This window comes from Desulfovibrio sp. OH1186_COT-070 (assembly GCF_003860215.1).
Lineage (GTDB): Bacteria > Desulfobacterota > Desulfovibrionia > Desulfovibrionales > Desulfovibrionaceae > Desulfovibrio.
Genome location: NZ_RQYH01000012.1, coordinates 25,382 through 38,908, shown reverse-complemented (window position 1 = coordinate 38,908; position 13,527 = coordinate 25,382). Strand labels below are relative to the sequence as shown.

Genomic DNA, 13,527 nt, shown 5'->3' with positions numbered 1-13,527 from the left:
AGTGTTCCGATCGCCGGTAAGATCCCGGTGGCTGCCTGAATTTCTTATTCTCCATCGCCATGGGTGAGGCACAAACCGTCAAGCATTGTGGAAAATTTGAACCGCGTTTCCTGATACTCCATATCTGGGTCAGAGTTCGCCACAAGTCCGCAACCGGCAAAAAGAGCAGCGTTTTCTCCGCAGATTACGCCTGAGCGCAGGGCCACCATAAACTCCCCATTGTTTTCGGCATCAAGCCACCCCACGGGGCCTGCGTACCACCCCCGATCAATGCCTTCGTACTCACGCAGGAAAGCCAGCGCAAACTCTGTGGGAGCTCCGCCCACCGCAGGAGTGGGGTGCAGATGGGCTACTATATCAAGAAGATTTTGGCCGGAGGAAAGATTTCCTTTGAAGTGCGTGATAAGATGTTGCACCTTATGCAGTTTGTGCAAGGACGGTGCAGAATCGGCCACAAGGGTTTCGCAATGTGGCTGCAAGGATCGCAACACCGCCTGCACCACAAAGTCGTGTTCAATCCGGTCTTTGTCAGAGACAAGAAGCGCCTGCCCCAGTTCTGCGTCCCGCGCGGGATCTCCACTTCGGGGAGCGCTTCCAGCTAGGGCCATGGTCTGAAAAGAGCGTTCCTTGGCGGTGATGAGTATCTCCGGTGTAGCACCCACAAAGTAGGTCCCGCACCGGCCAAATGCGAATACAGTGGCTTGGGGGTTTTTCGCGTGCAGGCGTTTTACAATATTGGGCACAGCGAAGGGGGTGGTGGATGTGGCGCGTATCATGCGCGCGGCCACAATTTTTTTTGCCAGACCTCGCGAGATAGCGTCCAGCGCGTTATGAACAAGATTCTGCCATTGTTTCCTCGCGTTGCCAGAGTCAAAAATGGAGATGTGCCCTTCCTGTTCGGGAGGCGGCATGTTTCGTTCGTTCTCCCCGATATTGAAGCCAGAGCATATATTCCTGATCCGGGCATCGGCATCAGCACCAGGGGGGGCATAATCCGCCGCAACAATGCGGCAGTACTCGGCGCCGTTTTGAAGAATAGTCACTCGCGGAATCACCAGGGCGCCGTCCGCAAATCCCGCCCACATCGGAGATGCCGGGCAGGCGGTGTCAAAGCGGAATCCGCCAAGAGCAACAGGGGCAGTATCACCCTCGGTCACGGCATTTTTGATAAGGTCATGCCACCTCGCCGAAACATCTGTAAATCTGTCTGCGCCGTGCCCGGTGCATTCGATGGCCGCCCCAAGCCCGAGTATTGATTTTTTTGTGAGTCCGAACCACAAGTTCGCGTTCATATGCGGTGAATAGCGGGCAAAAGCCGAAAGCAGGTTCATCCGGGGCACAGAAGCAGCCGTGATGGCAAGCGCGGGTTGTCTTTGTTGGGATGCGTTTTGGCAAGCGTTCCGAATGGCGGAACGCAGGGGGCGCTGTAGTGCTTCAACCATGACTGTTGTCCCTGATCTGACCGCGTATTTTCCGCCAGTGCCCAATCTGCGTCGCAATGTACCAACTGGTGATCTGCTCGAATAGTGCTTCAATGAAGTTTTCAGAAAGCCCATTTTTTTTTGCCCATGTCCGCCGATCTGCCAGCATATCCCTTACCCGTTCCGGAGCAGGGATATCTTCTTCATTTTTTTTAAACTGCGCCGCTGCAAGAACATAGGCAAGGCGTTGGCCGAGAAGGCGGATCATTTCTCCGTCCAAGCGGTCAATTTCGCAACGTATCTCTCCAAGATTTTGGCATGCGTCAGGTGGTTTCAAGTATTGTCTCCTATAATCGCGGTCTTGAACCGCCTGGCCATGATCGGAGGCTTGTTTTCCTGTTTCAGACGTGCGGATTCTCACACGAAACCTGAACGGGAGTGAGGCGTAACAGGCGCTGGGTCATGGGAGCCCAGAGGGTTGCTGCAAGGATGTACTTTTTGAATATAAAATTCATTTTCTTTTTTTAAAATAGGCAATCTGTCATACCCTGTCAAGCTATCGGGAAAGTTGCTGCCGGGAGCAGCAGTATGCCGTCTGCATGGCCGGTAATCTGCGAGGCAGAAGAGTTTGCGTTTACGCTCTGCCGAATACGATGCGCAACCGTTGTTCGCCAATATGCCGGAAATAATGCCTGCGGCACCCGGGTAGCCGCCTCCAGCGCTCTTTATGCGCGGCGTGAATGCGCTTCTCGTGGCAGCAGGCATGATTCCTGCAAGAATGCTTGCGCCGGTATTTTCGGCAAGGAGTCAGCGCCATGAAAATGACAATCCTGCGCCTTTTTGTCCTGTGCCTGGGTATGGCCTTTCTTCCCCTTTGTGCGGCCGGGCCTGCCCATGCGGTGCGCATCAAGGACATTGCGACCTTTTCCGGCGTGCGCGACAACCAGCTTATCGGGTACGGGCTGGTAGTGGGGCTGGCCGGTACGGGCGACAAGAAAGACTCCGTTTTCACCCTGAGTTCCATGAAGAACATGATGGACCGCATGGGCGTGGGCATTGATTCCGGCGCGTTCAAGACCAAAAACGTGGCCTCGGTAATGGTGACCGCGCGCATGCCTGTTTCCGCCAAGCCGGGAACCCGGCTGGACGTGACGGTTTCTTCGGTGGGCGATGCCACGTCCCTGCTGGGCGGGGTTTTGCTGCAAACGGCCCTCAAGGGCGTGGACGGCAAGATCTACAGTCTGGCTCAAGGTTCCCTGACCGTGGGCGGCTATTCCGCGGGCGGCAGGGCCGCCAGCACCAGCAAGAATGTCAGCACCGTGGGCATCATTCCCGGCGGCGGCATTGTGGAAAGGGGCATTCCCTTTGAATTCAACCAGCAGGACAAGCTGACCCTCAACCTGCGCATTGCCGATTTTTCCACGGCGCAGCAGATTGCCGAGCGGCTCAACAGCGTCATGGGCGGGCCTTTTGCCCGCGCGGTGGACGCCACCAGCGTCACCATGGAAGTGCCGCCCCAGCACCGCAACAATCTTGTGCCTCTCATGGCTTCGGTGGAAAATCTGGACATCAGCCCGGACACCGCAGCCCGTGTGGTGGTGGACGAAAAAACCGGAACCGTGGTGCTGGGCCGCGATGTGCGCATTTCGCGCGCGGCTGTGGCCCACGGCAACCTGCAAATCACCGTGCAGGAAAGCGAGCAGGTTTCCCAGCCCGGCCCCTTCTCCCAGGGGCAGACCGTGGTGAGCCCGCAGACCGAGGCCAATGTGCGCGAGGAAAAGCGCAATCTCAACATGGTGGAGGGGGCCACCCTCCAGGAACTGGTGGACGGGCTCAATGCCATAGGCGCCACGCCGCGCGACCTGATTTCCATCCTGCGCACGTTGCAGGTTTCCGGCTCTCTGCACGCGGAACTGGAGGTGCTCTAAATGACTTCGCCCCTGTCTGTTCCCCTGTCGCCGGAAGCCGATTCTTCGGAACTGGCCCGACGCGACCTTCAGGCCCGCCTTTCGGGCCTTGGCAGGCTCAATAACGGCAAAACGGACGAAGCGCAGAAAGAAAAAAAACTGCGTGAGGCCTGCGAGGGCTTCGAGTCCATCTTCATCCAGAAAATGTGGCAGGAAATGCGCAATACCCTGCCCAAGACCAATATTTTGCAGGGACGGGAGGAGCAATTCTGGCAGGGCATGTACGATCAGGAACTGGCCAAAAAAATGACCTCCGCCGGAGGGATTGGCCTTGCCGACATGATGTATGCCCAACTTTCGCAGGGTTTGTCCTCCGCCAGCCGGACATCGGCGGCCGCAGCGCCGCAAGGGGGGATGCGCGCCTTTGTGCCGGACGCTTCTCCCCTGGTGCCCCGGGCATTGTCCCGCTCTGCCGCAGCGGCAGAGGACGGGCAGGCCAGCCAGGCAGGCAGCCAGCCAGCCAGCCCATCTGGCCGCCAGCCCGGCCACCCGCTGGGGAACACGCCCGGCATGCAGCGTGATGCGGGCGCGGCTGCCCATACGGAATTTGTTGGGGCGCAATCTGCCAGCGCGGAGGCAGCCCAGCGGCAGCCCGGCCCTGAAGGCATGTTCGCACTGCCGGATTCCGGGCAGACAGAAGCCCAGCCTTCGGTGGTGGAGCAGGCCCTGTCTGTGCTGCGTGCCCAGAAAGACATGCAGTACCCCGCGCAGCAGGCCCCGCACGTTTCTCTGTCGGCGCCGGGCAGGGGGGAGCGCACGGATCCGGGGCTGGCCCTGTCCCGGCAGGCGCATTTTGAGGCGGGCAGCAAGCTCGGCCCCCGCGGGGTGCGTCCGCCTTTGCGCAAAAGCGCCGCCCCCGCGGAAGCGCGAGCACCTCTCGCCGCGCAGGGCGCGGGCAGCCATGTGAGAACGCAGAACCTGAACCGTGAGCTCCATGTGGACGCCGTTGGCCCCAACAGCAAGGCTGGCGCGGGTCTGGCGGCCTACCACGCACAACGGGACGCACCCATGCCCGAGGCCGGCCTGCCTCTTGCGGGCTTTGCGGGGTCGGCACAGCCCACGGCCGTGCCCGCCGGAGCGGACGGAGAGGCGGCGGGCCGTGGCGGGGAAATGTCTTCCTTTCCGCCGCTGACGGCGCTGGACCTGCAAAGATAGGCCTTGCGGGACAAAAGGCACGGATATTGCTTTCAGATCCGTATCACGGCACGGCGGCACATTCTGCCGCTGGCCGCACACAAGCCGACACGTTGCCGAGGTTGCCATGTACACCTTGATCCACGCCTCCCTTGCCCGTCAGGAAAAAGCCCTGGGCCTTTTGCGTGACCTGCTGGAAGAAGAATACCGTGCCCTTCTGGCGCGCGGCACAGACACTGTGGTGGCGCTGGAATTTTCTGTTCAGGAGCTTGTCCGGCAACTGGCGGTGGAAAAAGACATGGTGATCAGATTTCTTGGCGGGACGCGCGTTGCGGACTACGCAGACATGCTTGAAGAAGAGCGGGCAGAGCCTTTGAGAGATCTTCTGGCGGCGGTGGACGCGGGCGAACAGGGCGCAGCGCGGCAGGCCGCGCGCAATTCCCAGCTTTCTCTGGCCCTGCTTGACCAGAGCAGCCGCACTCTGCAAGCATTGACCAGCAAGGCGGTTCCCCCCGCAGCGGACGTGTACGGGCGGCGCGGCGGCATGCGTACGCGCGTCCGGCCCGATGCCGCGCTCATTTCCGGGAGGCTCTGATGCTCAACGGACTGCTCAATATCGGCCAGACGGCCCTCAACGCCGCGCAGGCCTGGATTTCCGTTACCGGCAGCAATATCGCCAATGCCGATACCGAAGGCTATACCCGGCGCTATGTGGATCAGCGCGATGCGGGTACCATCAAGACCCGGCCCGGCGGAGAGGGGGTGGGCGTCAACGCCCAGCAGGTGCTGCGCTATTTCGACGCCTTTCTTGAACGCTCTTTTGTGGTTCAGTCTACCAATTCCGCACGCTGGGACAAGCAGAAAAGCATCATGGCCTCGGTGGAAAACGTCTTCAACGAGTCCAACCGCGCGGGCGTCAACTCCGCGCTCAACGCGTTCTTCCGGGCCTGGCAGGATCTGACCAAGCGCCCCGACGATACGGCCAGCCGCGAAAGCCTGCTTTCCCATGCCGACAACCTCGCCGATCTTCTGGGCAGCAGTGTGGACAGGCTCAAGGCCATCCAGAGAGAAATGGATGTTTCCATCGAGCATGCGGTGGAAAGGGTCAATACCCTGTCCAAAGGTATTGCGGACCTCAACCGCCAGATCAACGCCCATACCGTGGAAGAGGTCAGCAATCCCAACCACCTTCTGGACAAGCGCGACATGATGGTGCGCGAAATGGCTACCCTGGTGGGCGTGGAAACCGTGGACAACGGGAACGGCAATTTCGTGGTCAAGCTCACAACCGGGCAGCCGCTGGTGCAGGGCCTGCACACCTTTGACCTGCAGGTCATGCCGCCCCGCTCGGAAAGGCGGCTCATGAACGGCTCCGCCTTTGCGGGCCATGCGGTTTTTGACGGGACGGACAGCCACGAATACACGGTGGAAATCGTCTCGGGCGGCACGGCGGGGGTCATGGGCGCGGCGGGCAATCCCGTGTTCCGCGTTTCTCTGGACGCGGGCAAAACGTGGCTGCGGGACGAAAACGGTGCAGAACTGCGTTTTGAAGTCAGCGACAATGACGGGGACGGCACCACCGATCCCGTGCAGGTCAAAAAACTGAAAATTTCTTTTGACAGTGCCGCCAACTTTGCCGTGGGCGACAAATTTGACATCATCCCCAAGAACGGCCTTGCCTGGGTTGAACCCACGCGCGGGCCGCAGAACATCACGCCCCAGATATTTTTTGACGGCTCGGATAACCGCGACCGCGTGGTGGGCGGCGAACTGGCGTCATTTTTCAATATCCGCGACGACAACTGCGGCCGCTATCTGGACGAACTGGACGCCTTTGCCGCAGCCCTGATCTGGGAGGTCAACCGCATCCACAGTCAGGGCACGGGCAATGTCATGCTGGGCTATGTCCAGGGCCAGCAGGCTGTGGGGCGCACCGATGTTGCCCTGGGCTCGCCGCAGGCCATTTTGCCGCAGGCGCACAGGTTGCAGGCGGGCAACCTCAATCTGCACTTTTTCAGCAGCGTGACCGGGGAGCACGTCTCTTCCGGGCAACTGGATTTTGATGCGGGAACAGGAGGCATTCAGAACTTCGACCCCGCAGTCCATACGCTGGAGGACGTGGTCGCGGCCATCAATTCCAGCTTTCCCGACCCCGCCAACGCCGGGCAAAATCTGCTTCAGGCCGAAATCCAGCACGGCAAACTGCTGGTCAGGACCAACCCGGTCAGCAATGTGCGCTTTGGCATGGGCGTGGACAGCACGGGCCTTCTGGCCGCTCTGGGGCTGAACACCTTTTTTTCCGGCTCCGATGCCGACAGCCTGGCCGTCAATGCCCAACTGCACGGGGACGTGAACCTTGTGGCCGCCGGGCAGGTCAACGGGCAGTTTCAGGCCAATGCCGGCGACAATATCACGGCCATTGGCATCGGGCAGTTGGCCGACGCCACAGTGCCCATATCCACAGTCTGGAAGACGGTCAAAAACCAGACCCTCAGCCAGTATTTCGCCACCCTGGTCACCACCGTGGGCGCGGACACGCGCCTTGCCGGAACCAATGCGGAATACCATGCGGCCCTGACCGCCAATCTGGACGATCAGGTCAACTCGGTCAGCGGGGTGAACCTGGACGAAGAAATGGCCAAACTGGTCAGGCACCAGCACTCCTACACGGCTGCGGCCAAGCTCATCACCACGGCCGACCAGATGCTCCAGACCCTTCTGGGGCTCAAGCAGTAGCGCCGAAATTCCGGTGAACCACAGGAGGCTGCCATGAGCATGCGCGTCACGCAAAAATCCATGCACAATGCGGTGGTGAGCCAGATGCAGAGGAATCTTTCCGCCTATATGGAAAGCAACCAGCAAGGCTCCACCCAGAAAAAAATCAACCGCCCTTCCGACGACCCCGCCGGAACCTACCGCGTGCTCATGACGCGCAACGATATTGACGCCACCAAACAGTACCAGAGCAATGTGGACACGGCCAAGGGCTGGCTGAATCTGGCCGATGAGGTGCTGGGCACAAAGCTGAGCACGGTCATCACGAGGGCCAGGACCCTGGCCGAGCAGGCGTCCAGCGGAACCTACACCGCGGAAAACCGCAGGCAGATCGCCTTTGAGGTGCGGGAGATTTTCGGCTCCGTACTGAACATGTCCAATACGGAATTTGAGGGCAAGAGCATTTTTGGCGGGCAGCGGTACGACCGCAATGCCTTTGAGCAGGGGCTGGCCCTGACCAGTTGGGACAAAACCTGGGATGCGGCCATCCAGGCGGGAGAATACCGCGTGGAAGGCGCGTCGAACAGCACCATGATGATCCAGTTCACCAGTACGGGAGAACTGGGAACGGACGCGCTCACCTACCGCTGGTCCAGAGACGGCGGCGCCACATGGCATGACGATACTGTGGCCGCGGGCAGCACAACGCTGGTCGCCGACGGCGTGACCGTGGTCATGCAAAACAAGTTGGCGGTCAGCGCGGCTGATGTGAGCCTTGGCCCCGGCGCCAACAACGGAACCCTGCTCTATGTGCGCCCCGCAGCCTTTTATCAGGGCGACGACAACGACCCTCCGGCGGACATGACCATGGGCGGGCCTCCGGGCCTCACATCCAGCGCCAGCGGCGAATTTGGCAGCAACCTTCTGGTGCGTCTGGATACGGATGCAGATCTTTCCGCCGCAGGCAATGCCTTCACCTATTCCTACAGCCTGGACGCCGGTTCCACGTGGGTCACGGCCACGGCGGAATCAGGGGCAGGCAACAAAGTGCGCCTGCCTGTGCCCGGCGGCTATGTGGATCTGGACGCAGCAGGCGTGGCGGGCAATATGGTGGACGCGGGAACGCAGGTGCTCGTGCATCCCTCGCGCGCGGACCTTGACCTGGAGATCATGAAAGGCTCCTACATTGCGGTAAACAATGTGGGCAAGGACATTTTTGGCGGATACTATGAAGGCAAGCCCGCACGGAATCTGGAAAAAAATCTGTTTGAGGTGCTGGGCAATTTTGTGGCCTATTGCGAAAACAACAACCAGCAGGGCTGCCAGCAGGTTCTGGAACAGCTCGGCAGCGTGCAGCAGGGCATCCTCACCGAGGTGGCCCGCATCGGCGGGCTGGAAAATCGTCTGAACACCGCGGCCGATGTTTTGAGTTTTCTGAAGCTGGACCAGCAGGAACGTTTGAGCTATGTTGAAGACATAGACCTCACGGAATTGCTGAACAAGCTGGCCAGACAGCAACTGACATACCAGACCGTGCTTCAGTCCTCTTCCAGGATCATGCAGATGAGCCTTTCCAATTACCTCTAACGCACAGGGCAGCGCATGCTGATATTGACGCGGCGTCCCGGAGAAAGCCTGTATCTGGGAGAAGACATACGCATAACCGTGCTGGGCATACAGGGCAAGCAGGTCAGGCTCGGACTGGACGTGCCGGACGGCATGACCGTATACCGTGAAGAAGTGTACCGGCGGGTTGTGGAGGAAAACCGCCGCGCCCTCGAAACCACCAACAATGACCTCCTTGTGGCGGCGGAACTATGGCACGAAGCAAAGAAATAGAAATCGACACCCGGCTGGGGCGGCGCATCATCCGGACAGACAAGATCGTACGCTTTCCCCGTGGCCTGGCCGGTTTTGAAAACGAGCGGGATTTCACCCTGTTGCAGATTGTGCCTGACGCTCCCCTGCTCATTCTCCAGAGCGTGAACCTGCCGCAGGTGGGGCTTCTGGTGGCGGACCCCTACAGTTTTCTGGACAAAAGCTACGCGCCCGTGGTGAGCGAAGCGGAGCTCCGGATTCTGCAACTGCAAAGCCTGGAACAGGCGGCCATTCTGCTCACCGTGTCCATTCCTTCCGGCAGGCCGGAGGAAGCCGTGCTCAACCTCACCGGCCCCATCATCATCAACCATGAGGCCTGTCTGGGCCTTCAGGTTCCGCAGACCATCGATGGCGTGCAGCAGGTCAGCATGCATGCCTGCAAACCCGCGCACAGCGAAGACGCCCCCTCCCCCCAAGACTGAGGGTGCAGTACCGGGCAGGCCTGAAACGGGCCTGAAACAGGATTGGGCAGGGCGGCATGCCGCTCCCTGCGGGGCTGCCGCAATCTTTTGTTGGCATTTTTGCGTGCTGGCGGCAAGCCGCCCGGCGGGACAGGCTAGATGGAAGGCGGCGCCGCATAGTCCGGCGCAATGTCCTCAAAGGACGTGTAGGGCGAAAGATACATGAGCCTCACAGAGCCTACCGGGCCGTTGCGCTGCTTGCCGATGATGACCTCGGCCTCGCCCCGTGTGGGGCGCTCTTCCGGCTTCTGGTATTTGTAGACGTCTTCCCGGTAGACGAACATGATCACGTCCGCATCCTGCTCAATGGCTCCCGATTCGCGCAGGTCCGAGAGCATGGGGCGTTTGTCGCCCCGTTCCTCGACCTTGCGGTTGAGCTGGGAAAGGGCCACCACAGGCACGTCCATCTCCTTGGCCAGACCCTTGAGCGAGCGGGAAATGTCCGAAATTTCCAGTTCGCGCGAGTCTGTGCGGCGACTGGTGCGCATGAGCTGCAAATAGTCCACCACCACCAGTCCCAGCCCCTTTTCCGCTTTCAGACGGCGGGAGCGCGCGCGCAGCTCCAGAGTGCTCAGGGCGGGCGTGTCGTCAATGAAGATGGGGGCGCGGCTGATAACGTCGGCGGCCTCTTGCAGGTGTAGCCAGTCATCGTCGTTGAGCAGCGAGGGGCGGCGCATTTTGGAGAGATCCACCTTGGCCCAGACGGCCAGCATGCGCTGCACCAGTTGCTCCTTGCTCATTTCCAGCGAAAAAACAGCCACCGGAACGTCCTGATGCACGGCGGCGTGCAGGCTCATGCAGAGGGCAAAGGCCGTCTTGCCCATGCTGGGGCGGGCGGCGACAATGATCAGGTCGGAAGGCTGAAGCCCGGCGGTCAGTTTGTCCAGCTTGCCGTAGCCCGTGGTGACGCCGGTGATGACGTCCTTTCTGCTGTGCAGCCTGACCAGATCGTCAAAAACTGTCTGCACCAGACTGCTGGTAGGGGAAAATTCCTTGCCTGCCGTGCGCCGGGCAATGGCAAAAACCGCCTGTTCCGACTCGTCCAGCAGTTCGTCCACCGGGCGGGACGTATCGTAGCAGTTGCCGATGATTCGGGAGCACGCCGTGATCAGCCCGCGCTGGAGAGATTTGTCGCGGACAATGGTGGCATAATATTCGGCATTGGCTCCGGAAACCACAGCCTGGGCCAGATCGCCCAGATACACAGCACCGCCTGCGGTTTCCAGCGTGTTGGCGTTTTTCAGGTGTTCGGCAACAGAAACCAGATCAATGGGAGCGGACTTCTGGTACAGCTCCACAAAAGCGCCGAAAATGACGTTGTGCGCGGGCAGATAGAAGTCGTCGGGTCTGAGCTGGTCCACCAGCACATGCATGATCTGCGGGCGCAACAGCACGCCGCCCAGCACGGCCTGCTCGGCTTCCGCGCTGTGCGGCGGCACGCGCCGCAGCAGAGTTTCCTCGGCGCGCCGGGCGCTTCTGGCTGCCGGGGATTCAGGGCGCGTAGTGCCTTCCGCTGCAAACGGCCGGCCCCCGGCCACAGGGCCGGGGGCCGCAATGTCGTCACGGGGACCCATGTATGCCCCTATTGCGCGGCTTCTTCCACGGCGCTGGCATCCGCCGGAGTCTGGGGTGCCGGTTCTTCCTCTTCAGGCACATGGTCGGAAACGACCTTGACCGGCACTTCTGCCGTCACGCTGGCGTGCAGGCGCACACGCACGCGGTGCTCGCCCAGGGTGCGGATGGGCGCTTCCAGCAGGATGCGGCGGCGATCCACTTCCACCCCGAGGGCGGCCAGAGCTTCGCCAATGATGGTGGAGGTCACCGAGCCGTAGAGCTTTTCGTTTTCGCCCACATGCATGGTGATGACCACATCCAGAGCTTCCAGACGGGTCTGAAGGTCCTGAGCTTCGGCGCGCAGTTTGTCCATGCGGGCCTGAAGCTTTTTGCGTTCCTGCTCGAACACCTTGAGATTGGCTTCGGAGGCGACCATGGCCAGCCCCTGGGGCAACAGGAAGTTGCGGCCATAGCCGGGGCGAACGTCAACCAGGTCGCCGAGATTGCCGAGGTTTTCCACGTCGGCGCGGAGTATCAGTTTCATGTGCGCCTCCTAGATGGTGCTCTTTTTCTTGACAACGGAATCGTGCGTGGCGGTGTAGATGAGCAGGGCCATCTGGCGGGCACGCTTGATTTCGCGCGTCAACAGGCGCTGGTGGTGGGCGCAGGTGCCGGTGATGCGGCGGGCGATGATCTTGCCGCGCTCGGTGATGAAATCACGCAAAATATCGGGGCGCTTGTAGTTCAGGGGCAGTTCCCTGTCGGCGCAGAAGCGGCAGAACTTGCGGCGGGGGGCAAAGCGTTTCTTGAAGGCCATCTAGGCAACCTCCCCGGCCACTTCGTCGGCCAGCCTGACGGTCACAAACTTGAAAATGCCGTCGATGATACGGATATTGCGTTCCAGTTCGGCCACAAGTTCGGGCGGAGCCTGGTATTCCAGCCGCACATAAAAGCCGCGCATGAGTTTGCGCACAGGGTAGGCCAAGTCACGCATGCCCCAGTTGTCCACAGTGAGCATGCTGCCCTTTTCGCGCTCGACAATCGCTGTCAGGGAGCTGATGACGCCCTCGCGGTTTTCGGCGGAAAGCTCCGGGGAGAGGAGCAGCAGGGTTTCAAATTTCCGCATGGGATTCTCCTTCTGGATTGACAGCCCACGCCCTCTGGCGTGAGCAAGGACTCACCTCTATACACGCCCGCCAAGGGGCTGTCAAGGCGTGTTTTCGGGGCAGAGGGAGGCGCATCCTCCTGCTTGGAAATCATGCGTACACGCGCCGGTTGGTGACGCCCATCAGGCAGAGCACCTCATAGGGAATGGTGTCAAGAAGCCCGGCCAGTTCCTGCGCGTCCACGGCCTTTTGCCCTTTGGCGGCGGGGCCGCCCAGCAGCCATGCCCTGTCGCCCGGCTGCACGGGGCCGGCATCGGTCACATCGACCATGAGGATGCCCATGCACACCCTGCCCACCTGCGGGGCGCGGCGACCGTTGACCAGCACTGCGGCGCGGTTGGAAAGCGCACGGGCAAAGCCCGTGGCGTAGCCGATGCCCACTGCCGCCACCAGCATGGGCCTGTCTGCCCGGAAGGCGCGCCCGTACGAAACGCTCTCTCCGGCGGCCAGGCTGTGCACCTCCAACACCGGGGCGCTGACGCTCATGGCCCACTCAAGGTCGGGGCACAGATTTTCCCGGTCTGTGCCCGCAAAAGGGTTGCCTCCGTAGAGGGCAAGGCCGGGACGGCAGACTTCGTACCGGGCTTTGGGCAGCGCCAGGGTTGCGGCCGAATTGGCCAGCGAGCGCGAAATCCCCGGAAAAACGCTCCGCAGGGCAGCGCTCATGTGCTCAAACCGCGCTATCTGTTCGCGGGTATGGGCGTCTTCTTCCGGCATGTCGGCAGAAGAAAGGTGCGAGAGAACCATGACCGGCGTGACGCCCGGCATGTGGCGCAATTTGTCCAGCAGAAGGGGCAGGGCATCGCGCCGGAAGCCCAGGCGGCCCATGCCGGTTTCGCACTTGACGGCCACGCGGACGGGAGATGCGGCGGCAGCCGCGTCAAGGGCCTCGAAGCTGCCCACAAGGGGAGTGAGCCTGTTGCCTGCGGCAGCCTGCCACTCTTCAGCGCCGTGCGCGCCCAGCAGAAGCAGGATTTCCTGCCCGATGCCTCCGGCGCGCAGGGCCAGACCCTCGGCTGCCGTGCCCACGGCAAAACGCTCTGCGCCGCTTTGGGCCAGAGCATCGGCCACGGGCATCAGCCCGTGCCCGTACGCATCGGACTTGATGACGGGCATGATGGCTGACGCCGCCCCCAGGCGGGAAAAATTGCGCCGCACCGCCCCCAGATCCACATGGCAGAGAGCCGGAGAGAAAATGTTCGCATGCATGGGGGCTTCCTCCAAGCCTCGA

Annotated in this window: 14 protein-coding genes; 7 read left to right on the top strand and 7 right to left on the bottom strand. The window is 61.2% G+C overall.

The window, feature by feature from the left end:
- Positions 1 to 44 precede the first annotated feature (44 nt).
- Positions 45 to 1,547, bottom strand: a complete 1,503-nt coding sequence (locus EII23_RS13395) for an isochorismate synthase MenF (RefSeq protein ID WP_260424620.1) — start codon at positions 1,545 to 1,547, stop codon at positions 45 to 47.
- Positions 1,435 to 1,758: an isochorismate lyase gene (locus EII23_RS06080; protein WP_124792500.1), complete on the bottom strand. Its 324-nt coding sequence runs from the start codon at positions 1,756 to 1,758 to the stop codon at positions 1,435 to 1,437. Before EII23_RS06080 ends, EII23_RS13395 begins: the two co-directional genes overlap by 113 nt.
- A 478-nt stretch (positions 1,759 to 2,236) precedes the next feature.
- Between EII23_RS06080 and EII23_RS06075 the strand changes: the two genes are divergently transcribed.
- From EII23_RS06075 to fliW, 7 genes are all read left to right on the top strand, one after another.
- Positions 2,237 to 3,349: a flagellar basal body P-ring protein FlgI gene (locus tag EII23_RS06075; RefSeq protein ID WP_124792499.1), complete on the top strand. Its 1,113-nt coding sequence runs from the start codon at positions 2,237 to 2,239 to the stop codon at positions 3,347 to 3,349.
- The gene (locus EII23_RS06070) at positions 3,350 to 4,543 is read left to right on the top strand and encodes a rod-binding protein (protein ID WP_124792498.1); all 1,194 of its coding nucleotides are present in this window, start codon (positions 3,350 to 3,352) and stop codon (positions 4,541 to 4,543) included.
- A gap of 106 nt (positions 4,544 to 4,649) precedes the next feature.
- Complete coding sequence (gene flgN / locus EII23_RS06065; protein WP_124792497.1) at positions 4,650 to 5,117, top strand: flagellar export chaperone FlgN; 468 nt, start codon at positions 4,650 to 4,652, stop codon at positions 5,115 to 5,117.
- Entirely contained in the window at positions 5,117 to 7,258 is a 2,142-nt protein-coding gene (flgK, locus tag EII23_RS06060; RefSeq protein WP_124792496.1) for a flagellar hook-associated protein FlgK, read from the top strand. The genes flgN and flgK overlap by 1 nt, the downstream gene beginning before the upstream one ends.
- Positions 7,259 to 7,291: 33 nt before the next feature.
- Complete coding sequence (gene flgL / locus EII23_RS06055) at positions 7,292 to 8,824, top strand: flagellar hook-associated protein FlgL (RefSeq protein WP_124792495.1); 1,533 nt, start codon at positions 7,292 to 7,294, stop codon at positions 8,822 to 8,824.
- A gap of 15 nt (positions 8,825 to 8,839) precedes the next feature.
- Positions 8,840 to 9,076 carry a carbon storage regulator CsrA gene (gene csrA / locus EII23_RS06050; protein ID WP_124792494.1) on the top strand — a complete coding sequence of 79 codons (237 nt, stop codon included), beginning with the start codon at positions 8,840 to 8,842 and terminating at the stop codon, positions 9,074 to 9,076.
- On the top strand, positions 9,055 to 9,537 hold the full coding sequence (gene fliW, locus EII23_RS06045) for a flagellar assembly protein FliW (protein ID WP_124792493.1): 483 nt from the start codon (positions 9,055 to 9,057) through the stop codon (positions 9,535 to 9,537). Before csrA ends, fliW begins: the two co-directional genes overlap by 22 nt.
- A gap of 134 nt (positions 9,538 to 9,671) precedes the next feature.
- Here the strand turns inward: fliW and dnaB are convergent, their stop codons facing one another.
- From dnaB to alr, 5 genes are all read right to left on the bottom strand, one after another.
- Positions 9,672 to 11,150: a replicative DNA helicase gene (gene dnaB, locus EII23_RS06040; protein WP_124792492.1), complete on the bottom strand. Its 1,479-nt coding sequence runs from the start codon at positions 11,148 to 11,150 to the stop codon at positions 9,672 to 9,674.
- An 8-nt stretch (positions 11,151 to 11,158) separates the two neighbouring features.
- Positions 11,159 to 11,674, bottom strand: coding sequence for a 50S ribosomal protein L9 (gene rplI / locus EII23_RS06035; protein WP_124792491.1), 516 nt, complete (start codon positions 11,672 to 11,674; stop codon positions 11,159 to 11,161).
- Positions 11,675 to 11,683: 9 nt separating this feature from the next.
- Positions 11,684 to 11,947 carry a 30S ribosomal protein S18 gene (gene rpsR / locus EII23_RS06030; RefSeq protein WP_124792490.1) on the bottom strand — a complete coding sequence of 88 codons (264 nt, stop codon included), beginning with the start codon at positions 11,945 to 11,947 and terminating at the stop codon, positions 11,684 to 11,686.
- Positions 11,948 to 12,256 (bottom strand): 30S ribosomal protein S6, encoded by a 309-nt coding sequence (gene rpsF / locus EII23_RS06025; protein WP_124792489.1) that lies wholly within the window; start codon positions 12,254 to 12,256, stop codon positions 11,948 to 11,950. It abuts the gene before it with no gap.
- Between the two features lie 130 nt (positions 12,257 to 12,386).
- Positions 12,387 to 13,505: an alanine racemase gene (gene alr / locus EII23_RS06020; protein ID WP_124792488.1), complete on the bottom strand. Its 1,119-nt coding sequence runs from the start codon at positions 13,503 to 13,505 to the stop codon at positions 12,387 to 12,389.
- Positions 13,506 to 13,527: the final 22 nt, after the last annotated feature.